We start from the raw sequence: 23,818 nt of genomic DNA on the forward strand, positions 1-23,818 counted from the left end.
CAGATGATTTATCTAAACAGATTGCCACGTCGGCTGAAAAAGCCTCCTCGCAATGCCGGACTTGGCTTTGGAAAGGAAATCCTTAAACCCTAAACCCTTTACCCTAAACCTTAAGGCACTATTTCTTCCAAATAACTCTCTACTGGTGGGCAAGCACAAATTAATGATCTATCTCCATGGCTATCATTTACACGACCAACTGATGGCCAGAACTTACGCTCTAGCACGTAAGGAAGTGGGAATGCAGCAGTTTGACGGCTGTAAGCATGCTCCCAATCGTTCGCTGTAATTACCGCAACCGTATGAGGTGCATTTTTTAGTGGATTATCAACTTTATCAAAAGTTAAATTTTCTACCTGATCTATTTCTTTTTTAATCGCGATTAAGGCATCACAGAAGCGGTCTAATTCATGTTTAGGCTCAGACTCTGTTGGCTCAACCATTAAAGTACCCGCAACCGGGAATGAAACCGTTGGTGCGTGGAAACCGTAATCCATTAAACGTTTTGCAATGTCAGTCACTTCAATTCCAAATGCTTTAAATGAACGACAATCTAAAATCATCTCGTGTGCACAACGCCCTTGAGCGCCAGAATAAAGCACCGGATAGTGTTGCTCTAAACGAGCTTTCATATAGTTTGCGTTTAAAATCGCGTATTTTGTAGCATTGGTTAATCCTTCAGCACCCATCATGGCGATGTAAGCATGAGAAATAATTAAAATTGACGCTGAACCCCAAGGTGCAGAAGAAACTGCAGAAATTGATTTTCCCTTATCAATATCAACCACAGCGTGACCAGGAAGATAAGGAACCAGGTGTTTTGCCACACCAATTGGGCCCATACCCGGACCACCACCACCGTGAGGAATACAGAACGTTTTGTGTAAGTTTAAGTGGCAAACATCAGCACCAATATTAGCCGGGCTTGTTAAACCAACCTGTGCATTCATGTTCGCACCATCCATGTAAACTTGTCCGCCGTTAGCGTGAATCGTTTCACAGATTTCAATAATGCTTTCTTCGAATACACCGTGAGTAGATGGATAAGTTACCATCAAACAAGAAAGATTATCTTTATGTAATTCTGCTTTAGCTTTTAAATCTTCAACATCGATGTTACCGTTTTCCAACGATTTTACCACAACGATTTTCATATCGGCCATTGCCGCAGAAGCAGGGTTTGTACCGTGAGCAGAAGCCGGAATTAACGCAACATTACGGTGGAAATCTCCTCTATCATGATGATAAGCACGAATAACCATTAAACCAGCATACTCGCCTTGTGCACCAGCGTTTGGCTGCAAACTCATCGCAGCAAAACCCGTAATTTCGCTTAACCATTTATCCAGTTCGTTAAAAACTGAGTAATAACCTAAAACCTGGTCGGCAGGTGCAAACGGATGTATGCGACCAAAGTGAGACCAGGTAACCGGAATCATTTCTGCCGTAGCGTTTAGTTTCATGGTGCAGCTACCCAAAGCAATCATCGAATGGCAAAGCGATAAATCTTTTGCCTCTAACGATTTAATGTAACGCAACATTTCATGTTCTGAATGGTGCGAGTTAAAAATTGGGTGTGTTAAATATGCCGAAGTACGTTGTAAAGCTGATGGAATAACCGTTTCAACATTTTCTACCACTTCAACCTGGTCTGCCGCAACTGCTTTAACTTTCGCGAAGATTTTTGCAATTAAAGCAATGTCTTCAAAAGTGGTTGTTTCATCAATTGAAATGGTAGCCACGTTACCAACATAATTTAAATTGATTTCGTTATCTAAACAACCTGAGTGAATGCCACCTTTTAAATCGCCTAAATCGAAACGAATCGTATCAAAATAAGCGGAGTTTAATTGCTCGTAACCTAAACTTTTTAAAGTTGAGGATAAACTTACTGCCAAACCATGTGTGCGCTCTGCAATGGCTTTCAAACCTTTCGGACCGTGATAAGCCGCATAGAAACCAGCCATAATAGCCAGTAAAGCTTGCGCTGTACAAATGTTTGAAGTTGCTTTATCTCTACGGATGTGTTGCTCGCGGGTTTGCAAAGCCATACGTAAAGCGTAATCGCCATGGCTATCGATGGTTACACCAATAATACGACCTGGGATTGAACGTTTATATTCTTCTTTAGTGGCGAAAAATGCAGCGTGAGGTCCACCAAAACCCATCGGAATACCGAAACGTTGTGTTGTACCCACTACAATATCAGCACCCCACTCGCCTGGAGGCGTTAATAAGGTTAAGCTTAAAATATCAGCAGCAACTGTTAATTTAATATTTTGATTGTGTAATTCAGAAGCAAAGTTTTTGTAGTCAAAAACCTCTCCGTTACCTGCAGGATATTGAACAATTGCACCGAAAAAATCTTCAGTAGCAACGAAGTCTAAGTGACTTCCAATAACCAATTCAATGCCGTATGGATTAGCACGGGTTTTTAAAATATCTATTGTTTGAGGGAAAACCAATTCCGATACGAAATATTTCTTCGCTGCCTGGTTTTTACGCGTACTGTATTGCATAAACATTGCCTCGGCCGCAGCAGTACCTTCATCTAAAAGTGATGCATTGGCAATTTCCATCCCGGTTAAATCGATAACCATTGTTTGGAAATTTAACAAAGCCTGCAACCTACCTTGAGCAATTTCTGCCTGGTATGGCGTATATTGTGTATACCATCCCGGATTTTCGAAAACGTTACGCAAAATTACACCTGGCGTAATCGTATCATAATAACCCTGACCGATAAAGCTTTTGAAAACTTTATTTAACAACGAAGTTTGTTTTAAAGCACCAAGATATTCCGTTTCTGATTTCGCTGCAGGCAAATTTAAAGGTTGTTTTAACCTAATTGCCGTTGGAACAGTTTGTTCAATCAGCTCATCAATAGAATTTACGCCAACAGCTTGCAACATTTCAGCGGTATCTGCCTCATTTGGTGCAATATGACGATTTTGAAAATCTTCCTTGTAATGGATATTTAAGCTCATGCGGGTATGAATAATAAATTTGCTGCAAAGGTATAAAAAACACTGCTCTATTTTGCTATGTGCCAGTGTAAAAAAGGTGTCTTATTTAAGCTTAAAAGCTACTAAAATAGTAGATTTTGCGGATGAAAATTCAGGCAAACGTTTGTTCAATTTTAATGAAATTACTGATTATTTGGAAAGCAATGCCTGTGCTAAAATTAAAGTTTGCTCCCGCCATACGCTTCAATCTTTTTGTAAACTTCTGTTATCGTAAGTTTATTCAGGGTTGCTGCAAACAAAAAGTATTTTCGCTACTGTCGGGTTTATAAAAGTAATTCTGTATTCAAATGTCAGGTTAAACCCTTCCAAAGTTTTATATCTTTGACACATCAATCTTTAACGCTTACATGCCAATATCAAATAATAAAGTTGCGCTTTTAGTTCATGCCTGCGACCGTTACGAATTTCTTTACAAAGGTTTTGATTATGCATTTTCCAAAAACTGGGATTTTGACATTCCCTGCAATTACTATTTTGCAACAGAAGTAAAGGATACAAACATTAAAGGCTTTGCAAACATTAAATCAGGTAAAGGCGAATGGGCAGATAGACTTGCAACTTTACTTAGAAATATAGAGGAAGACTATGTGCTCTATTTTCAGGAAGATATGTGGCTCAGTAAGCCTGTAAATTCTGCTTTTTTTAAAGGATTATTTCATTTTGCTGATGAAAATAATGCTCAACAAATTAAACTCCACAGTTCTGAAGTTTATACAACCAAACAAACCGATAATTTTATAGAGGGTTTTAATGTTTCGGAAGTAGACAATAAGGTTTCTCATTTTTTAATGTCGCACCAAATTACCCTTTGGAGAAAAGATTTTTTACTGGCTCAACTTTATAAAAAAGAACACCCGTGGCGCAATGAGCGAAAAGGCACCAAACGATTAAAAAAACTAAACCCGCTCATTCATCATATAGATTATTTCGCAGAGAACGGGGCAGCCGAGATCAACTCAAATCAGAACCCGATAAAAAGGAGTGAATATTATGCGGTTTCATTTAACAGCACGCTTAATTCCAATGCAGCCCGTTTTATAGATGAACTAAAATCAGGCAATGCGCAGGAAAGAAAATATGCGGAGGAACTACAAAATCATTTCGACAATGATTTAACACACGACGGGAAACCTAAACCCAAGAAAGTAGATTTGTTCAAAAAATTTAAAACCTGGTTTTTAAATAAGAAGAAATAGAAACTACTTCTGCACTTTCCAACCTTCATCCTTATTCAACTTCAATTTATAAGTTTTGGTAATGAAGTTGCTATTTTTACTGGCATCCTTATCGAAAGGCTCAAAATCGGTGGTAACCATTTTTAATGACACCGTAACCTTGGCTGTACTCGAGTTTACTTGCTCAAAATCGACAGGCTTTTCATCAGAGAGCACATAAGTTACTGTTTTTACAGTTGCTCTATCATTATCTTGTTTCAACACCAGCGGACTTGCTTTATCCGTTAAGGTAATTTGATAAACGAAACTGCTATCCTTTGATAGGAATTTCTTTTTAGCCTCTTTTAAACTCAAAGTAACCAACCCTTTGCTCGCTAATGACTTGTACTTCCCTAGCTCAAACATATCGTTTGTGCTGTTAAATTTTATTTCACCAAAGTTAAAACGAGTGGTTTTATACTCAGGGTTGGCTTTTAAATAATCTGTAATTACTTCTCCAGCTTCATCCTGGTTAATGGTGGTTTTGGTTTTACATCCGGCGAAGCCGATAATTAGGAAAGATAAAATATAAAGGATATGTTTTTTCATGTTTATGATATTTGCTTTTTAAAGGTATTTATTTTTGGGTTAACCGCAAAGAGCGCTAAGTTTTTCGCAAAGAAAAAGAAGATTTTAAAGCATTTAACTTACAACATATATTTTACCACAGAGTGAACAGAGGTTTCACCGAGTTCACAAAGCTTAAACACTTAACTCAGTGTCCTCTGTGCTTTTCTTAGTGTGCTTTGTGGTTAAAAATTCAACAACCAGCTTTGTGTTCTTTGCACACTTATCTCTGCGAACTTTGCGGTTAATTATTAAACTAGGTAGAACGCTTTAAATACTTCAAATTTGGCAGCACCATTGCTGATAGAATGACGCATACACCCAGCCAACGCAAAAACGAAACCTGCTCCTGGAGAACAAAGCCCGCCATCATCACTGCAACAGGCAATTCAGCAGCACTTAAAATCGAGCTTAGGGCGGTGCCAATTTTGGGCACACCTTCGGCATAAAATAACGGAGGAATTACGGTGCCAAATACAGCAATAATCAATCCCCATTTCAACAGGCTACCGCTTAAGGCACCGTTATATAAAAATACAGGCGGAAAAAGGATGAAAATTAAAATACAAGCTCCGGTGATCATCAATGCGCTTTTTTGAATTGCTGGATATTCATTCCCGATTTTTCCACTCAACATTAAAAAGCCGGCATAAGAAATAGCCGCTAATAAACCAAAGCCAATACCTTTTAAACTCAGGCTCGAGATGGAGGTTTCAACCATTCCGCTGGCCAAAACTGTTCCACCCAAAACCAAAAGAATAGCCAAAAATTGCAACCCTGTTGGTTTCTTTTTGTAGATGAAAAATTCCAACAAAATACTCATCCAGATAAACTGCATCAGTAAAATAATCGCCACCGAATTAGGAACAAGTTTTACGCATTGATAGTAAAATATCGAGACTAAACCCGTACAGGTACCAGCCAACACCATTTTCCACCAGGGTGTAATTAACTTAATTTCTTTGGCTTTGTAACTGGAAGTACGGCTTTGAAAGAAAAATAAAACCCAAAGAATTACAGCACCGAAAAACGCTTGCGCACCCGTAACATCACCTAATGTGTAGCCATCATGATAATCTAATTTTACAAAAGTAGAAAGGATGCCAAAACTACAGGCACCAAAAAATACAAGGAGAATTCCTTTTAACATTACGGGTTACGGGTTACGGGTTACGGGTTACGGGTTACGGGTTACGGGTTACGGGTTTAGAAATTATTTTCGGAGATGGTTTAATTGATCAGCATATTATTTTACGCCGAGCCAAGCAACTCGACACACACAACTTGTAACTAACCTAACTGTTGTAGATATTTCTGAACAGTGGTTTCTAAACCTAAATAAAGTGCATCGCTGATTAAAGCATGACCAATGGAAACTTCCAGCAAACCTGGAATACTTTGAGCGAAGTAACGCAGGTTATGTAAATCCAAATCATGACCAGCATTAATACCTAAACCTAATTTATTGGCATGATGTGCCGCAGCGATATAATTTACGATCGCCTTTTCACGATCGGCGAAGTAGTTGTGTGCATAGGCCTCTGTGTATAATTCTACCCGATCTGTTCCAGTTTCTACAGCACCTTCTACCATTTCTACAATAGGGTCAACAAAAATAGAAACGCGAATACCTTCTTTTTGGAAAACAGCAACCATTTCTTTGAGGTAATCTTTATGTTTAACCGTGTCCCAACCATGATTAGAAGTGATTTGACCTTCAGCATCAGGAACCAGTGTTACCTGAGCAGGTTTATTGGCCAATACCAAATCCACAAATTTATCTTCACGACAGTTACCTTCAATATTAAACTCCGTAGCAATAACGGCTTTTAAATCGTAAACATCCTGATAACGAATATGGCGTTCATCTGGTCGGGGATGGACTGTAATTCCCTGCGCTCCGAAACGTTCACAATCTAACGCAACTTTAACTAAATCAGGATTATTACCGCCGCGGCTGTTGCGAAGTGTTGCAATTTTATTGATGTTAACCGATAACTTTGTCATGCAGCAAAGATAATGCTTTGCCTTTGTTTATCTTAAGCTCTAAATAAATTTGACTTTTTTTTGCTCATATTTGTCCAAATCGTCATGAATTTAAAGGATACAACATTATATAAAATTTTAATTGCGGTACTCGCAATTGTAAGCAGCCTCGCCCTTTTCAGTGGTGTTATGGAGCCAGATGGCGCACTTTACGCTTCGATGGCAAAAAACATCATCATTTTTGAAGACTGGTTTAACCTTTATGGCCGCGGAGCAGATTGGCTTGATAAGCCACATTTAACCTTTTGGATTGCCGCAGCGTTTTTTAAACTTTTTGGCATATCTTCCTTTGCTTATAAATTACCAAATTTCCTTTTTGGCCTTTTGGGCGCATGGTATCTTTATAAACTGGCAAAAGATATTTACAATGAAAAAACCGGATTAATTGGTGCCGTAATTTTTCTTAGCGCATTACATATTGGCACTTCTACTTTCGATGTACGAGCAGAAATTTACATCACAACCTTCACGCTGGCATCAATTTATCATTATTACAAGGCGCAAAATTATTCATTCTGGCATATTGTTGCAGGTTCATTTTTTGCGGCTTGCGCAATTTTAGTAAAAGGAATTTTTGTACTCATCCCTGTTTTTGCAGGTTTCATCATCTATTGGTTATTTACCAAGCAATACAAACAGCTGTGGCAACCAAAATGGTGGATAGCAATTATTCTAATTTTTGTTTTCATCACTCCAGAGCTTTATTCACTTTATACACAATTTGATTTGCATCCTGAAAAGGTTGTTTTTAACCGAACCGGTGTATCTGGATTAAAGTTTTTCTTCTGGGATAGCCAATTCGGGCGCTTTTTTAACAATGGCCCAATAAAAGGCAAGGGTGATATCTCTTTCTTTTTACATACCACGCTTTGGGCCTTTTTGCCCTGGTCGGTATTGCTTTATGCAGCAGTAGTAAATCTTTTCAAAAAGAAAAACCGGATTAATTTAGCTCCAGAAAGCATTATCATTTGGGCGAGTGCTACAGTTACGTTTTTAATTTTCTCCTTATCTAAATTTCAGCTGCCACATTACATTTTAATAATTTTCCCGCAGTTTTCGATTATTACAGCGCTGTATTTGCAAAAACTCGAAATAAAAGGCTTAAAAGCATTCCTGGTTGTACAGAATATGGTTTACGCTTTAGTTGTGCTTATACTCTCTGCCTTAGCCTATTTCTTTGGCTTTAACAATTATGTATTGGCAATAATCATTTTAGCGACTCTTTTCATTTTAGCATTTTGGATTTTCAAAGGAATTAGAACTGAAACGATTATTGGCCGCAGTGTATTCCTATCTGTTGGTTTAATGATATTTCTTTTTGTATTTTTCTATCCTGCAGCTTTAAAATATCAGTCGGGCAGCGAAGCCGGAGCATGGCTAAAGCAAAACTACCCAACTGCGAAACCAGCGGTTTTAAATTATATTGATGCTTTTTCTTTCGATTTTTACGCTCCTGGAGAAGTTAAATATTTATGGAATTACGATGATTTAAATAAATACAAAGGCACAAAAGATTTAGTTATTTATGTATCAGAAGCTGAATTACCAAGATTAAAAACGTCGTATAACGTTAAAGTATTAAATTCTTTTAAATACTTTCATATTTCTAAATTGACGCCTAAATTTTTAAATAAAAACACAAGGAACCAGGTATTAGAGCATTTTTATTTGGTTAAAGTAGAATAGCATGGATTTATTCTTCCGCATTATAAAATTTGGATTAACCGGTTTGCTGGGCATGGCGATAGATTTCGGTGCTACCTGGCTTTTTAAGGAAAAGATAAAAGTAAATAAATATCTCGCCAACGCCATTGGATTTACATTGGCCGTAACCAACAATTATTTAATCAACAGAATCTGGACTTTTCAAAGTACCAATGCCCATTGGGGAACAGAATTTAGCAAATTTTTAGTAGTTAGTTTAATTGGGCTTGGCTTAAATACCTTCATCATTTATCTGTTTCATCAGAGAAAAAACGGGACCAACTTTTACATTGCTAAATTTTTTGCGATTGTAATTGTATTTGTTTGGAATTTCCTGGCTAATATGCTGTTTACTTTTAAGTAACATTTTTGCCAATAAAGTAGAATACCACCAACCAGATTAATCCTTTAATCAGGAAGAATAAAAAACCGATTAAGCCCACTCGCTTAAACCATAATTTTACTTTTTCTTTATTCATGGTGTTGCTCGTAAAGATAGATCTTTTGAGCTAAATTAGAAAGATTTTAAATAAGCTTTTTAACTTATCTTATCCGAAGCGTAATCTGGCATGGCAAGCTGTAAATTTTATTTATGGAAGGTATCCAAAAATAAATCTTCTACTTTTTTTCGGGCCCAGGGCATTCTTCTCAGAAAATTCAAACTTGATTTGATGCTTTGATTATTATTAAAGCAATCGATACGAATTAAGGTACCAAGTTTTTCCCAGCCATAATGCACCTGCAAATCGGTCACAATTTTCTCAAGCGTAATTCCGTGAAGCGGATTGTTTTTTTGCTGATCGGCCATGGCGCAAAGTTAAAGAAATTATAAAACTATTGAGGATTAAATTGGGCCAGCCAAACCGTAGCGTATCCACATGCCGGATCATTCACAGTATGATTTATAATTTCAAATTGATGCTTCTGCAAGAGTAGTCGATAGTCATCTGAATCGAGTGAAGCATGAAAGAGATTTTCACCTCCATTTAAACCCCAGACCTCTCCCCTTTCGCTGCCGGATGTGAATAAGAGCATGCCGCCAGGAACCAGATAATTGGCGAATATTTCAAACATTTTGGGTTGATCGATAGCGGGTAAATGGAAAAAGCTATGCCAGGCTATAATGGCATTAAATTTATTATCCAGTTCCAGATCACGCATATCCTGCAGTAAAAACGTTTCTGCCGGAAAGTTTTGTTTAGCCAAATGAAGCATTTTTTCGCTTGCATCCACCCCTACTACTTTAAATCCTGATTGTAGTAAATATTCCATGATTGGCTTTCCATTTCCGCAACCCAGATCAAGAATGGTTGATGGCTTTGGGATGAGTGATTGAAGCCGATCCAGGTAAGGTTTTTCAATCAGCTGAACAGGTCTGTTCTCAGCAAACCACCCTGCAATTTTATTATAACTTTTATATACATTTTCCTTTTCGCTCATTACATTTTTTAAAAAAAAAAGCCCTTAGATTTTCATCCAAGGGCTTCAGAAATATATTCAATTATTTTCCTGGCGCTGTCCAGGTATTGTTATCAGGATTAGAATCTGGTAACACTTTATTTGGATCCAATGTAACGGAAACTACATCTTCAGTTGTTGGGAAGCGAACTACCCATGAAGTATTTTTCATCCATACATCAACTGGTACTTTAACGATCTCTTTTTTACCGCTTGCAGTTTCTACCTGAAGAATAATTGGCATCGGCATTTTTTCGAGATTGTTTACACGAATGGTATAACCCACTAGTTTATTATCTTGCTTTACCGCATCAACGCTGCCTATTCCCTGATCCATTTTCCAATTGTTTAGGAACCAGCTTCTCCAGAACCAGGCTAAATCCTCACCTGCGGCATTTTCCATTGAACGGAAAAAATCGAAAGGTGTTGGGTGTTTATATGCCCAGTTTTTGATGTACTCACGGAAAGCGTAATCAAAACGATCCTCACCTAAAATTTGATTTCTTAAAAGGTTTAAACCCCATCCTGGTTTAGCATATAAATTAATACCGATATTACCTTCAATCATTCCATCAGGCATTTGCATGATGTTTTCGAATTTAGGGTTACCAATTACTTGTTTGCCGATAGCATTTAAATTAGCCGGGCGCTCTGCATATTCACCGTTATTGAAGTTTTTAGATGAAATTCCGTTGATAAAAGTATTGAAACCTTCATCCATCCATCCGTATTTACGCTCATTTGAACCTACAATCATTGGGAACCAGGTATGGCCGAATTCATGATCGATAACACCCCATGCGCTACCCTTTTTCGCCTTCCATCCACAAAAAACAATACCAGGATATTCCATACCACCAATATTTGTAGCAATATTCACCGCCATTGGATATGGATATTCGAACCACTGTTTTGAATAATGTTCGATGGTTGATTTAACATATTCTACTCCACGGCCGTAGGCATCAACGCCATTACTTTCTACAGGCTGTGCAGAAACCGCTAAACCTTTCTTACCACTTGGCAAATTGTAACGGGCAGCATCTAAAACGAAAGCTTTTGAAGAAGCCCAGGCAGCATCGCGGGCATTCACAATTTTGTATTTCCAGGTTAATTTATCTTTCGCAGGGCGAGATTTTGGATCGGTAACTTCGGCTTCTGTACGAATGTGTACTGTAGCGTCGCTGCTTTTTGCCGCGTTCCATCTTTTCAGCTGTTCGGCCGTAAATACCTCCTGAGGATTTAACAATTCTCCCGATGCCATTAAGATGTGGCTTGCAGGAGCAGTTAAAGCCATAGTGATATCACCATATTCACAATAAAATTCACCACCACCCCAATACGGCAAAGTATTCCAGCCAATTACATCATCATAAACGCACATGCGTGGAAACCACTGTGCAATGGCATAAATTTCGCCATTTTTAGTAGTCAAGTGGCCTGTTCGGTCTGATCCTTCTTTTGGTACAATGTAAGAATAATCAATTTTAATGGTTACTACATCACCATTTGCAGCCATTGGTTGATCAAGGCGAATTTGCATTCTTGTATCTTCGACAATAGACTTAAATTTTACTGCTGCTGATTTTTGTGATACGCTAACATTCTGAATTTTATAACCTGCATCAAATGTTTCACCTTGTGCACCGTAACGGCTGCGGGCTGGGGTAATCTGTTTACCTCTTGAATCGTTTTTAAACGTATTTTGATCTAACTGCAACCATAAATAAGGTAACTTATCGGGGCTGTTGTTTTTATAAGTGATGGTAACGGAACCGGTAACTAAACTTTTGGTTTCGTCTAAGCTGGCTGTAATGTTGTAATCAACACGGTTTTGCCAGTATTTAGGTCCGGGAATACCCATTGCTGAACGAAATTCATTTCCATTCTGGGTATAAAATAAGGGTCCGAAAGCCTCGGCCGGGCTGTAGTTTGTAGTTGGTGCAGCTTGTTGAGCATTTGCAGAGAAAACAAAAGCGCAACCTACATAACACAACGCAATTAGTTTGTTAATTTTCATGTGAATAAGTTGTAATACAGGCGTAAAGATAAAAAATAAGCACATATGACGCCATATGTGCTTATAATGTTACTTTTTAAGACCGAATATTTTAGTTCACCTTCAACTTGGGTAAATCTTGAAGTTTACGTTGTTGTGGGGTTAGCTTTTGCCATGCTGCATAAGCCTGCGAAATATGATAATTGTATCGAAAAGGTCTTTCACTTTTTACCGCTTCAATTGATGGCCTGTAAATAATCATGAAATTTTTTAATTCCTCTCCTTGTAATTTAGTTAAGTCGGTAATTGCTTTTTCACTAAAGCTGGCATCAATTTCTTCCTGATACATTTCCTTTTCTTCTAAATCGGCCTCTTTGCGTTGCTGTCTCTTATATTTTCCGTAACCCAAATTCAGATTCAGGCCACCCACCTTATCCTTCATTCTCTTCCGGCCCAAATTACCACCTGTATTCAGCAGGGTATATTTTTCAGCCAATGGATCTTTTGCATCGGTAACCTGACTGTTCATCCTTACCGCCCTCACGTCAACATCAGCAAGGCTGGTTGATTTTACAGGAAGATAAATGCTTCTGTTCAGTAAGCTGGTTAAGTATAAGGTATCAGTATGGTAACCTACCGCAGAAAATTCAATTAAATCTCCTACACTCGCAGGGATAGTATATTTACCCGTGCTGGTGGTAGTGGTTACCTTTTTGCTATTTAAATTCCGAACAGAAACGCCAGGAAGGGTAACTGATTTTTTGTTGTAATCGAATACCACACCAGTGGTAACGGTTTGTGCCAGGGCACCAAAAGGCAGCGCAAGTAAGAGAAAAACGATCAGCTTATACATATATCAAAAGTAACTTAGTAAAACATTTCAAAGCTGCATTTAACAAACTTTAACATTACAACAAACGGATTAAGCAAGTGTTTGCGCATATCGTTCCTCATCGAAAGAAATTAGAATTGCTTTCCCATCCTTTTCGATCACCGGACGCTTGATTGCACTGGTATTTTCAATCAGATAGGCTATCGCTTTATCTTGGGTATCAATTGCCAATTGCTCATCTTTTGATAATTTTTTCCAGGTTAGTCCCTTTCTATTAAGTACTGTTTCCCAACCAAAAATATTGCACCATTCAGCTACTTTTTCAGCTGTGATGCCTTTCTTTTTGAAATCGTGAAATTCGAAATCAATTTGATGTGATTTCAACCAATCGATAGATTTTTTTACAGTATTGCAGTTTGGTATGCCGTATACGATCATTTACGTTTTAAGTTTTAGGTGATAAGTTTTAAGCTCAATTTGACGAAGCGAAGTTAATAAAGAGTTGTAAGTTTTACGTGATAAGTTATAAGTTCAGAGTCTACGACTTAAAATGATAAAGGAGTTGTAAGTTTTACGTGATAAGTTATAAGTTCAGTGTCTACGACTTAAGGTGATAAAAGGATTGTAAGTTTTACTTTCAACTTATAACTTATAACCTATAACTTACAACCTATAACTTACAACCTATAACTTACAACCTACAACCCAACTGTTCATCACATTTTTTAAATCATCCGTCACATTTTAAAAATCAAAAAGGTAAGTCTTTGTAAAATTGTAGCATAAACAAATCACAACATGATTATTATCTCTGGCGAAGACACCACACCGAAAATTAAAAGCATCAATCAACTGGAATTTTGGATTTCGACTACGCTCTACATCTTGGCCATCATAGGCATTTGTACTTCCACAAGTTACGGAACAGGTAATGCTTATCGTTTTATCGATAATCATCTTGAGTATAGCAGGCTGATTAATTTTTTCCTGCCTGAAACTTTCAAGGTTAGCTTACTCTATATCAGCTTCTTGCTAATTAATTTTTGTTTTATGCCACACCTGGCTAAAAAGAACAATGTTTTGCTGAACGTTATCCTCACCATTCTTATTACCGGGTTTTCAATTGTGACCTGGATGGTGGCAAATACTTATGCGCAAGCCGATCGTCTGGTAGAGGAAAATGATATCCACCACGGCTATGATATCTTGTTTGGTGAAGCTTTCACCTATATTTTCTTACTTTATCTGCTGTTTAATGTCTATGCCTATTTTAGCGAAAAGGGAACGGCGTTATTAGAAAAGGTTTCTTTTTTAAAGCAATATAACAGCAGCATTATCTACGAAATTTTTACTTCAATAAAAATCTGGCTCATTACGCTAATGGTTTTCGCAGTTGTTTTTTCACCTACCCGCGACTATGAGTTTGTAGTGATCTGGTTAATTGCACCTCCTGTAAATATTATTTTTACTTTTTTCTCTATTTATTACGTTATTCCAAATCTCCGTAAATCAAACAAGGGCTTCGGACGATACTTTTGGGGAAATGTAGCCCTTGCAATTATGATTTGCCTGCTGTTACTGCTGTTATTGGTTGGCTTTATGCGAAACGGCCCCGCAATTCCTATTGCGTTAATACTCACATCAATTTGTATGGTCTGTGTATCTACCCCACTTGCCTGGTACATCTATAAAAACAAGTTTGAAAAGCAGACCGAAATTCAGATGCTTAAAACAGAACTGGGGAAATCTGATGCCAGTTTGAATTTTTTGAAATCGCAAATTAATCCTCATTTCTTATTCAATGCTTTAAATACCTTATTTGGTACAGCTTTGCAAGAAAATGCGGAGCGCACCGGCGAAGGCATTCAAAAGCTTGGCGATATGATGCGTTTCATGCTTCACGAAAATACGCAAGATAAAATTTCACTCACCAGAGAGGTTGAATACCTAAATAATTATATCGATTTGCAAAAACTCAGAACATCACGTTCGGCTGACATCAGAATTGAATCTCATATAGAAGAACAATTAAACAACTTACAGATTACGCCAATGTTGCTGATTCCGTTTATCGAAAATGCTTTTAAACATGGAATCAGTTTGCAACAACCTTCCTATATTAAAATGACTTTGCAAACCAAAGAAGCGACCTTATTTTTTGATGTAAGCAACAGCATTTACATTAAAGCAGACAATGACCCTGAAAAACTGAAAAGTGGCATTGGTTTAGAAAATGTGAAACAACGCCTGGCTTTGCTTTACCCTGGCAAACATGAATTAATTATCCGCGAAAGTGCAAACGAGTTCTTTGTGCATTTAACCTTGCAGTTGGGATAATCAATTTGTAATATTGCCACAAAAAACTATGATTGCCATTGCTATAGATGATGAACCAATTGCACTCGAGATTATTAAATCTCATGCATCAAAAGTTCCGTTTGTAGAATTGAATGAAACTTTCACCGATGCCTTTGCAGCAATTGGTTATTTACAACACAACAAAGCTGATTTAATCTTTCTCGACATTAAAATGCCCGACATTAGTGGCATAGATTTTTTGAAAAGCTTAAGCAATCCGCCTATGGTTGTTTTTACCACTGCCTACACCGAACATGCGGTACAAAGTTTTGAACTCGATGCCGTTGATTATTTGTTAAAACCTTTTTCGCTTTCCCGCTTTTTAAAGGCCTGCAATAAGGCACATGAATTGTATAATCTTCGAAATCAAAAGCAGGAAACTAAAACTGATTTTATTTTTGTTAAAGATGGTTATGAACAAATTAAAGTTGAATTAGACGAAATTATGTATGTGGAAGCATCAGGAAATTACACCCAAATTCAGTTGAAAGATAAACTGGTGAGCTCCAGAATTACCATAAACGATCTTGCTGAACTTTTACCGAAATCTGATTTTATTCGCTGCCATCGTGCTTTTATCGTACCCAAAAATAAAATATCCAAATTCGACCGCAGCCAAATTTGGATAGGTGAAAAGATCATCCCAATCGGTGCTACCTATAACGGAATTCAGTTGACATAATCTTACAACATTTAAACATTTACCTCTTTCAACATTAATACCATAGCAGTATCTTTGCCGCATGTCAACACAACTAAAAAATCTATCCGATTTTTCTCACACTACTGTTCCAAACGGAGCGAATTACAAATTTGGAATTATTGTAGCGGAATGGAATGCCGAAATTACCGGGGCTTTGTACAATGGTGCCTTAAAAACCCTGCTTGAAAATGGAGTGGCAGAAGAAAATATCGTGTCGTTACCTGTACCTGGAAGTTTTGAATTAACCGGTGGGGCAGAAATTTTGTTGAGCAAAAGAAGCGATATCGATGCTGTTATTTGTTTAGGATGTGTTATTCAGGGCGACACCAAACATTTCGATTTTATTTGCGATGCAGTTGCTCAGGGTATAACCAACGTTGGCATTAAATATAGTAAACCAGTTATTTTCGGAGTATTAACCACTAACAATTTGGAGCAGGCGCAAGATCGTGCTGGCGGCAAACACGGTAACAAGGGCGATGAAGCTGCAATTACAGCAATAAAAATGGCCGATTTTTCGGCAAATATTTAAAATTGCGTTTTAATAAAATTTTGTAACTTAGCGGTTTAATCCTCCAATCTAATGAAAAAAGTTGCCATCTTGTTATTGGCGGTGTTCTGCACCATTACCATATTAGAATCATGTTCTTCTAAACTTTGCCCGGCTTACAGCTCTTACCCTGAAGGCAAACGCAGAAGAAACTAGTTTTTGATTATCAGATTTTTCATTTTTAGGTCATTTGCAGAACTTTATTTAACTGCAAGTGTTAGCCTATAAAACCATATTTTATGACCTGGGTTAACTTAACTTCAATAGATCAGCTTAATGAGATTAAATCTGCAAGCGGATACAGCCTCATTTTTAAGCACAGTACACGTTGTTCCATCAGTTCGATGGCGAAAAGAAAGTTTGAATTTAGCTGGGATGTTATTCCTGAAGATACAAAATTATATTTCCTTGATCTAATTGCTTACCGCGAAATTTCTACTGAGGTTGCTCATTTATTTCAAGTGACACATCAATCGCCGCAAATTTTGTTAATTAAGGATGGCGATTGTGTTTTAGAAGCATCGCATAGCGATATTTCTGCAGAAGAAGTAGCTGAAGTAATTGCAGCTTAATCTGATCTAATTCCTTCAAAAATAAAAAAGTCGCAAATTTTGCGACTTTTCTTTTATATCATAGTTTTAAACTTTTTCTATTTCTAAAACCCTTGAGGTTCTTTCCCTGGTTTCCTTACAAAGCTCGGCATCTTTAGCAAGCTCTTTACCAAAAGTAGGAATCATTTCTTTCATTTTCGCCTGCCATTCATCCGTAGCCAAATCGTCTTTGAAGCAGCGCCCCAATAATTCAATCATAATGGAAACTGCAGTTGAAGCACCTGGAGAAGCTCCAAGTAACGCTGCAATAGAACCATCGCCTGCACTTACTACTTCTGTTCCGAATTCTAAAATGCCGCCTTTCTTCTCGTCCTTTTTAATTACCTGCACACGCTGACCAGCATACTCCAACTCCCAGTCTTTCAACTGTGCAGTAGGTAAATATTCTTTCAAAGCGGCTAATCTATCTTCAGGAGATTGTCTCACTTGCTCAATTAGATATTTCGTCAAATCGAGGTTTTGCAAACCGGCCGATAACATCGGGCGGATATTGTTAAATTTAATAGATTTCGGCAAATCTAAAAACGAACCATTCTTCAAAAATTTAGTTGAGAAACCGGCATAAGGACCGAACAATAATGCTTGTTTACCATTAATCATGCGGGTATCTAAATGTGGAACAGACATGGGCGGCGCACCAACAGCTGCTTTTCCATAAACCTTCGCGTGGTGCTGTTTAATAATATCTTCATTGGTACATTTTAGCCATTGCCCACTTACAGGGAAACCGCCAAATCCTTTACCTTCAGGAATATCTGATTTCTCTAAAAGTGGCAGTGAACCACCACCAGCGCCTATAAATACAAATTTTGCTACCCGTTTGCGTTTCTCTTTAGTTTCTAAATCTTTAACTTTTATAATCCAGTTTCCATCTTTATTTTTCTTTAAATCACGGATTTCATGGTTAAAGTGAAGGCTAACATTTTGGTGTTCTTTAAGATGATTGAACATATCGCGGGTTAAAGAACCAAAGTTAACATCAGTTCCCAAATCCATTTTAGTGGCCGCAATCTGTTCATTCTTTTTACGTCCATCCATAATTAATGGCGCCCACTGCTTCACCAGCTCAGCATCTTCCGTGTATTGCATATCTGCAAACAAATTGCATTCATGCAAAGCTTCATAACGTTTTTTAAGATAGTCTACATTCTTTTTCCCCCATACAAAACTCATGTGCGGAATTTTACGAATGAAGTTCTCAGGATTTGAGATCAAGCCTTTTTCAATAAGATAAGCCCAAAATTGTTTCGATACCTCGAAATGTTCTGCAATTTGAATTGCCTTTTTAATTTCAACAGTACCATCCTTTTTTTCAGGCGTGTAGTTTAATTCGCAAAACGCAGAGTGACCAGTTCCTGCATTATTCCAGGCGTCAGAACTTTCTGCAGCCGCAATATCTAACCTTTCATATATTTCGATACTAAGGTTTGGCTCTAACTCTTTTAATAAAACACCAAGGGTTGCGCTCATGATTCCGGCGCCAATTAGAATTACATCTGCGTCAGTTTTACCAACTGTCTTTTTCTTTTTTGTCATCTTATATTAAAGGAGTTACAAATTTAGAATCATTTTAAACATGAAACGAATTTTCGCATATGAAAACTGTAAAATTGCTAAAAAATGTGTTTTTGTTTAAATCGGGTAGAATTAATTAGCAAAAGTTAATCCAAAACGTCAAATTTTGAAGTGAAATTATCAAATCTTCATTAACATTGGAATAGAAATTTCAACTTTATCTGTCAATCTGCAAATTGGAGCACACAAAGCGATCTACAGCAGGTCATTTCAGATCGAATAATAGCTCAAATGACACAGAACTTCTGCTACTCCAAGCGAATAATCATCTTAAAAGAACATGCCACTTTAAAATTATATTTTTAATTGCTGAATGGTTTGCTGATTTAACCGATGTTTTTAAAATGAAGAATATAATATTATTGAGCTGTATTATTTTGCTGGCCAGTTGTTCAAAAGAGAAAACTGATGAGGTTTTACTGAAACTTGATCAACAAAAACTGGAAGAAAATATCAACTATGACAAGATTGTATTTTACAAGTTTGCTAAAATTGCCATTCGCTCAAATGCAGTTTTAGATACAAACAATGTAGATTATCAAAAATTCTCATCACAAACCAGAAACATTGTAAACACCATGCACCAGCTGGATACAAATAAAAAAAGTATTTCGGTTATCGAAGCGCTACAACTTTACAACGATTACAGGAAAGTTAAAAATTTGGTGAAAGAAACTGATGAGGATATTTTTCCTGGTTTAATTCAGGGTTTTAATGTACTGTACGGTGCTCCTAAAGTGGATTTGAACACCCTGGATCCAAAAGAAAAAATCCGCATCCAAAACATAGAGCATGCCATTTTAAGTATGGCCGTTTTAACAACCAGAGATTTAGGTCAGCCCTTTGCCTTATACGAATGTTCTAAAACACAGCCAGAACTTCTGGATGATTCAGAGATTAAAACTTTACTGGAGTTTGTCCGCGGTTTTTTGTTTTTCGGGAACAACCTTTTTTATCTTTCTGAGGATGGTTTATCTCGCAATATTAAATGGCTGGATAAAAATGAGAATATTCCACTTCCCTACACTAAAGCATTTTTTGGCTGGAGAAATTTGAGCGATGATCAAACGCACACCGCTTTTCATGGTATGAATTATCTTTTTAGGGGTTTTGACAGAATGCGGATGGAACGAAAAATAGATGAGGAAAGATCGCTTGAAGATTTTGATTTTTTTGTGAAAGACATGAATAAACTTGGCCTCGAAAGCGAGTTGGTTTGGATGGTTGATGCTTATTTAAATATAAAAAGAGAGAAGCCTGAAAAAGCAGTACCTGCTTTAGAAAAGCTTAAAACTAGCCCATTGTTTTCAGATAGTGAACGCGAAGCCATCCAAAAAACAATTGATTATGTGAAAGGTAGAGAATCGGATGCTGCCTTAAATGGTGTTTATGATAAGGCATTTATGGCAAAGCTGGCCTCGAAGTACATGATTTCGGTTTTAGCAAAAATAGATTGGGAGAAAGTTTTACGGGAGAATAATGTGCCGCACACCAAAGAGATTTTTGCTGGCATTAATAAATTCAAAGCCTTATCAAATTCTGTAAGCCAGTACACGCAACCCTCAACAATTGAAAATGGCAAAAAGGAAATTACCAAAAAAGGCAGTGAACTGTTAGATAAGGCAAAATCGCTTTGGTAGAGTTTACGTGATGAGTTGAACTGACGTAGCCACCTAAACCGTATTGGAGCGGCATACCCCGATTTTTAACCTTTGCATTTGTTTTTACTGGATCGCTTATATTCCGGCACAGGTTTTATCGGGGATATAGCGGAAAGACGGGCCAAACTTTATCAAATGCAATTCAGTATCTTTCCATATCATTTTTAGTCGGCAACTGTTATTATTACAACCTTCAAACATTTCAACGTTACAACATTTCAATCCTAATCCTTAACTTTGCAATATGATTGATTTACCGGTAGTACCTGCTGTGACTGAAGTTAAACGTAAACCAGATTGGTTACGCGTTAAATTACCTGTTGGAAAAGAATACGCTCAAGTGCGCAGTTTGGTTGATACACATAAACTACATACCATTTGCGAGAGCGGCAACTGCCCGAATATGGGCGAATGCTGGGGAGCAGGTACGGCAACATTCATGATTTTGGGAAATATTTGCACCCGCAGCTGCTCATTTTGTGCTGTAGCAACTGGCCGCCCCTTAGCTGTTGATGTTGATGAACCCAATCGCATTGCCAGTTCGGTAAAATTAATGGGCGTAAAACACTGCGTAATTACCTCGGTAGATCGTGATGATTTGAAAGACGGAGGTTCAATTATTTGGGCCGAAACTTTACAGGCCATCCGCAGGGAAAGCCCGATTACTACGCTTGAAACTTTAATTCCTGACTTTAAAGGGCAGTGGGATAACTTATACCGTGTTTTGGAAGAACGCCCTGAAGTGGTTTCGCATAATATGGAAACCGTAAAACGCCTGACCAGACAAGTACGTATACAGGCCAAATACGATAGAAGTTTAGAGGCTTTGAAAAGAATCTCCGAATTTGGTTTAAGAACTAAAACCGGCATAATGCTTGGTTTAGGTGAAACCGAAGAAGATATTTTTGAGGCCATGGATGACTTGGTTGCAAACGGTGTTCACATTTTAACGCTAGGTCAATATTTACAACCAACCCGCAACCACCACCCGGTTGTAGATTGGATTCATCCCGATACTTTTGCCATGTACAAAGAAGCAGGATTGGCAAAAGGACTGAAATATGTTGAGAGTGGTCCTTTGGTTCGCTCATCTTATCATGCAGAAAAACATCTTTTCCCGATCGAGGGCATTGCATAAACGCAATTTTATAGTTTAAATCTAAAAAATGTTTTAGAAATCGCATTCCACCAAGGAATAGGTTTATAAAACATTTTTTTGGTTTTAATGTTGTGTATTGTATCTTAGTAACCAATAGTGACTGCATTAAAAAAATCATCCCTAACAGAGCCTGAACTCGTTCTTGCATTGCAATCGAAAGATCCTGCAGTATTAAAAACATTGTACAGCATGTATTCCTCGGCACTTTATGGTGTTATTTCACGTATTATTACGCATACCGAACTTGCAGAGGATGTGTTACAAGAAACCTTCGTTAAAATTTGGCAATCTGCCGGTCATTACGATAATACCAAAGGTCGTTTGTTTACCTGGATGATGAATATTGCCAGGAATTTATCTATTGATAAGTTGCGATCTAAAGATTTTAAGAATTCACTCAAAAACCAAGATATAGAAAATAACGTAAGTTTCGTTGATGAACAAAACAAGGTGACTTTTAACCCTGATGTACTTGGGGTTAAGCAACTTGTAGAGAACCTGAAACCAGACTTACAAGCAGTTCTCAATTTAGTTTATTACAAAGGCTATACCCATGTGGAGGCTGCAGAAAAGTTAGATCTGCCATTAGGAACGGTAAAAACCCGAATCCGCCTGGCTATTATTGAATTGAGAAGGAGTTTTAATTGAGCGTGGAAAATTTAAAAGCATATATCGAATCTGGAGTACTTGAGTTGTACGTTTTAGGTGATTTATCACCAGAGGAAGCGTTGCAGGTTGAAGAAATAGCATCTCAAAACCCTGAGGTAAGAGATGAGATTGCAGCTATTGAGCTCGCTATGGAAAACTATGCAATGCAAAATGCTGTAGAGCCATCTGCAGATGTGGAGAAAAAGTTGTTTGAGAAGTTAGGAATAAGAGCAGATGATGATTTGGAAACAACTTCGGCCACCCCTCAATATTCAGATGAACCTCGCATTGTTAGATTGGACAACAGTGATGGAAAAATAAGAACTTTACGTTTTGCTTTAGTTGCTTGTGTAGCTTTATTGGTTGTTAGTACTGCTGCCCTTTTCATTACTTACAACAAACTAAATGATGCTCATGATCAAATTGCCAGCTTAAACTTAGATAAACAAAAATTTGCCGGTGTGGTGAGTCAGCTGGAGTTTGAGAATAAGGGTTTGGATAACATGGTAGCCATGGCCGATAGTAAAGAATGGGCAACCATTCGTATGGCGGGGCAGCCTTTCAGTCCAAATTCGAAAATGAACGTGTACTGGAATAAAAAAGATAAAAGTGTATTAATTAACTATGTGGCGATGGATTTACCAAAAACCGATGCCCAGCATGAATATCAACTTTGGGCCATGGTTAATGGTAAACCCGTAAGTTTAGGAGTTTTCGGCAAAACTGATTCAACTACTAATGAGGCTTTACAAAAAATGCAAACCATACAAGAGGCACAGGCATTTGCTGTTACCATCGAACCGATGGGCGGTAGTGTTAACCCAACAATGGAAAAGCTTTCAGTGATGGGCGGTGTTTAGTTAGTTTCAAAATACTTAAAATATACAAATCCCGGCAGTTCAACTGTCGGGATTTGTTTTGTGCTATGATTTCTGTGCATACTTTACTTCCTCGTAAGGCTGAACCAAAACCCAGCCATCGCCGAAAAATTCCAGCTGGAAGGATTCGCCACTTCCTCTCCCAATAAAAGAGCCAAAGGTGAGGTTGGTTTTAATATTTGGCGATAAATTTTCTGACCAGGCAACAGTAGCATTTGGATCTGTATATACCGGTTGGTTTGCGCTTACCCTTAATAAAATTGGTTCGCCATGTGTGGTGATGGCAATATAGCCACTGCCAGATAATTTAACCTGAAACAAACCTCCACTCATCATCCCCGCAACGCTTTTCAGCATTTTAATTTCATTTTTGATACTTTCTTCGAGTGCCAAAACATCATTGCCATTCACAAAAATAGATTCGTTTTGCAGTTTAATGATTTTTACTTTCTTGCCCTCATCTGCCAGGTAAAGTTTACCTGTTCCTGCAGCATGCATCAATGATGTGCCTTCTCCTGAAATTGCCTTTTTTAATAAACCACCCAAGCCTTTGCTCAGCAAACCTTCGCGTTTAAAATCAACGTTGCCAATATAAGCCACCATCGATCCGGCTTTGGCTAATATCTTTTGGTTTTTAAGGTTTACTTCCAGCATCGCCGGCTTTTCCAGTTCAAAAAAGTCATTTTCGTTCGGATCTTCTGCCGATTCCCGAATCAATTCGTTGAGTGTATATTCTTTCTTTTCCATCCAAATTTGGTTTGATATAATTTAATTTAGCCAAACATCTTAATCAATTCACCAGCCAAAAATCTATTTTAAAGGTTTGAAA

The 23,818-nt window shown here is 37.7% G+C and carries 24 protein-coding genes; 12 read left to right on the top strand and 12 right to left on the bottom strand.

Going from position 1 to position 23,818, the window contains the following annotated elements; genetic code table 11:
* Positions 1-110: 110 nt before the first annotated feature.
* Positions 111-2,987 carry an aminomethyl-transferring glycine dehydrogenase gene (gene gcvP / locus R2Q70_RS15040; RefSeq protein ID WP_316808385.1) on the bottom strand — a complete coding sequence of 959 codons (2,877 nt, stop codon included), beginning with the start codon at positions 2,985-2,987 and terminating at the stop codon, positions 111-113.
* Positions 2,988-3,373: 386 nt separating this feature from the next.
* Here gcvP and R2Q70_RS15045 point away from each other — a divergent pair, with 386 nt between their 5' ends.
* Positions 3,374-4,222 (top strand): hypothetical protein, encoded by an 849-nt coding sequence (locus R2Q70_RS15045; protein WP_316808386.1) that lies wholly within the window; start codon positions 3,374-3,376, stop codon positions 4,220-4,222.
* A 3-nt stretch (positions 4,223-4,225) separates the two neighbouring features.
* Here the strand turns inward: R2Q70_RS15045 and R2Q70_RS15050 are convergent, their stop codons facing one another.
* The 3 genes from R2Q70_RS15050 to R2Q70_RS15060 all read right to left on the bottom strand — a co-directional run bounded on the left by R2Q70_RS15050 (position 4,226) and on the right by R2Q70_RS15060 (position 6,814).
* Positions 4,226-4,789: a hypothetical protein gene (locus tag R2Q70_RS15050; protein WP_316808387.1), complete on the bottom strand. Its 564-nt coding sequence runs from the start codon at positions 4,787-4,789 to the stop codon at positions 4,226-4,228.
* Between the two features lie 274 nt (positions 4,790-5,063).
* Positions 5,064-5,957, bottom strand: coding sequence for a DMT family transporter (locus tag R2Q70_RS15055; RefSeq protein WP_316808388.1), 894 nt, complete (start codon positions 5,955-5,957; stop codon positions 5,064-5,066).
* 140 nt (positions 5,958-6,097) lie between these two features.
* Entirely contained in the window at positions 6,098-6,814 is a 717-nt protein-coding gene (locus R2Q70_RS15060; protein WP_316808389.1) for a pyridoxine 5'-phosphate synthase, read from the bottom strand.
* An 84-nt stretch (positions 6,815-6,898) separates the two neighbouring features.
* Between R2Q70_RS15060 and R2Q70_RS15065 the strand changes: the two genes are divergently transcribed.
* Together R2Q70_RS15065 and R2Q70_RS15070 are read left to right on the top strand one after the other, a co-directional pair.
* Positions 6,899-8,539 carry an ArnT family glycosyltransferase gene (locus tag R2Q70_RS15065; protein WP_316808390.1) on the top strand — a complete coding sequence of 547 codons (1,641 nt, stop codon included), beginning with the start codon at positions 6,899-6,901 and terminating at the stop codon, positions 8,537-8,539.
* Between the two features lies 1 nt (position 8,540).
* Positions 8,541-8,921, top strand: a complete 381-nt coding sequence (locus tag R2Q70_RS15070; protein WP_316808391.1) for a GtrA family protein — start codon at positions 8,541-8,543, stop codon at positions 8,919-8,921.
* On the opposite strand, the gene R2Q70_RS15075 is transcribed toward R2Q70_RS15070, so the two are convergent.
* The 6 genes from R2Q70_RS15075 to R2Q70_RS15100 form a co-directional block, all read right to left on the bottom strand.
* Positions 8,914-9,036: a hypothetical protein gene (locus R2Q70_RS15075; RefSeq protein ID WP_010602346.1), complete on the bottom strand. Its 123-nt coding sequence runs from the start codon at positions 9,034-9,036 to the stop codon at positions 8,914-8,916. The genes R2Q70_RS15070 and R2Q70_RS15075 overlap by 8 nt on opposite strands.
* Before the next feature lie 107 nt (positions 9,037-9,143).
* Positions 9,144-9,365: a VF530 family protein gene (locus tag R2Q70_RS15080; RefSeq protein WP_316808392.1), complete on the bottom strand. Its 222-nt coding sequence runs from the start codon at positions 9,363-9,365 to the stop codon at positions 9,144-9,146.
* A gap of 26 nt (positions 9,366-9,391) precedes the next feature.
* Entirely contained in the window at positions 9,392-9,997 is a 606-nt protein-coding gene (locus R2Q70_RS15085) for a class I SAM-dependent methyltransferase (protein WP_316808393.1), read from the bottom strand.
* Between the two features lie 61 nt (positions 9,998-10,058).
* The gene (locus R2Q70_RS15090; RefSeq protein ID WP_316808394.1) at positions 10,059-12,035 is read right to left on the bottom strand and encodes a M1 family metallopeptidase; all 1,977 of its coding nucleotides are present in this window, start codon (positions 12,033-12,035) and stop codon (positions 10,059-10,061) included.
* A 91-nt stretch (positions 12,036-12,126) separates the two neighbouring features.
* Complete coding sequence (locus R2Q70_RS15095; protein ID WP_010602133.1) at positions 12,127-12,867, bottom strand: hypothetical protein; 741 nt, start codon at positions 12,865-12,867, stop codon at positions 12,127-12,129.
* A gap of 69 nt (positions 12,868-12,936) precedes the next feature.
* A complete protein-coding gene (locus R2Q70_RS15100; RefSeq protein ID WP_316808395.1) occupies positions 12,937-13,284 on the bottom strand; it encodes a Spx/MgsR family RNA polymerase-binding regulatory protein in 348 nt (115 codons plus the stop codon).
* Between the two features lie 360 nt (positions 13,285-13,644).
* Here R2Q70_RS15100 and R2Q70_RS15105 point away from each other — a divergent pair, with 360 nt between their 5' ends.
* The 5 genes from R2Q70_RS15105 (at position 13,645) to ytxJ (ending at position 17,029) form a co-directional block, all read left to right on the top strand.
* Positions 13,645-15,183, top strand: a complete 1,539-nt coding sequence (locus R2Q70_RS15105; RefSeq protein ID WP_316808396.1) for a sensor histidine kinase — start codon at positions 13,645-13,647, stop codon at positions 15,181-15,183.
* Between the two features lie 28 nt (positions 15,184-15,211).
* Positions 15,212-15,886, top strand: coding sequence for a LytTR family DNA-binding domain-containing protein (locus R2Q70_RS15110; protein WP_316808397.1), 675 nt, complete (start codon positions 15,212-15,214; stop codon positions 15,884-15,886).
* A gap of 61 nt (positions 15,887-15,947) precedes the next feature.
* Positions 15,948-16,439 carry a 6,7-dimethyl-8-ribityllumazine synthase gene (gene ribH, locus R2Q70_RS15115; protein WP_316808398.1) on the top strand — a complete coding sequence of 164 codons (492 nt, stop codon included), beginning with the start codon at positions 15,948-15,950 and terminating at the stop codon, positions 16,437-16,439.
* A 51-nt stretch (positions 16,440-16,490) separates the two neighbouring features.
* Positions 16,491-16,613, top strand: coding sequence for a hypothetical protein (locus R2Q70_RS15120; RefSeq protein WP_255352363.1), 123 nt, complete (start codon positions 16,491-16,493; stop codon positions 16,611-16,613).
* A gap of 83 nt (positions 16,614-16,696) precedes the next feature.
* The gene (gene ytxJ, locus R2Q70_RS15125) at positions 16,697-17,029 is read left to right on the top strand and encodes a bacillithiol system redox-active protein YtxJ (protein ID WP_316808399.1); all 333 of its coding nucleotides are present in this window, start codon (positions 16,697-16,699) and stop codon (positions 17,027-17,029) included.
* 66 nt (positions 17,030-17,095) lie between these two features.
* Here the strand turns inward: ytxJ and R2Q70_RS15130 are convergent, their stop codons facing one another.
* Positions 17,096-18,604 carry a malate:quinone oxidoreductase gene (locus tag R2Q70_RS15130; RefSeq protein ID WP_316808400.1) on the bottom strand — a complete coding sequence of 503 codons (1,509 nt, stop codon included), beginning with the start codon at positions 18,602-18,604 and terminating at the stop codon, positions 17,096-17,098.
* A gap of 383 nt (positions 18,605-18,987) precedes the next feature.
* On the opposite strand from R2Q70_RS15130, the gene R2Q70_RS15135 reads away from it, so the two are divergent.
* The 4 genes from R2Q70_RS15135 to R2Q70_RS15150 all read left to right on the top strand — a co-directional run bounded on the left by R2Q70_RS15135 (position 18,988) and on the right by R2Q70_RS15150 (position 22,971).
* Positions 18,988-20,283, top strand: a complete 1,296-nt coding sequence (locus tag R2Q70_RS15135) for a hypothetical protein (RefSeq protein ID WP_316808401.1) — start codon at positions 18,988-18,990, stop codon at positions 20,281-20,283.
* Between the two features lie 265 nt (positions 20,284-20,548).
* On the top strand, positions 20,549-21,442 hold the full coding sequence (gene lipA, locus R2Q70_RS15140) for a lipoyl synthase (protein ID WP_316808402.1): 894 nt from the start codon (positions 20,549-20,551) through the stop codon (positions 21,440-21,442).
* Between the two features lie 117 nt (positions 21,443-21,559).
* Entirely contained in the window at positions 21,560-22,111 is a 552-nt protein-coding gene (locus R2Q70_RS15145; protein ID WP_316808403.1) for an RNA polymerase sigma factor, read from the top strand.
* 2 nt (positions 22,112-22,113) lie between these two features.
* Positions 22,114-22,971 carry an anti-sigma factor gene (locus R2Q70_RS15150; RefSeq protein ID WP_316808404.1) on the top strand — a complete coding sequence of 286 codons (858 nt, stop codon included), beginning with the start codon at positions 22,114-22,116 and terminating at the stop codon, positions 22,969-22,971.
* A 63-nt stretch (positions 22,972-23,034) separates the two neighbouring features.
* On the opposite strand, the gene R2Q70_RS15155 is transcribed toward R2Q70_RS15150, so the two are convergent.
* Positions 23,035-23,736 carry an AIM24 family protein gene (locus R2Q70_RS15155; RefSeq protein WP_316808405.1) on the bottom strand — a complete coding sequence of 234 codons (702 nt, stop codon included), beginning with the start codon at positions 23,734-23,736 and terminating at the stop codon, positions 23,035-23,037.
* Positions 23,737-23,818 lie beyond the last annotated feature (82 nt).

The sequence above is a fragment of the Pedobacter agri genome (genome assembly GCF_032678665.1).
GTDB lineage: Bacteria > Bacteroidota > Bacteroidia > Sphingobacteriales > Sphingobacteriaceae > Pedobacter > Pedobacter agri_A.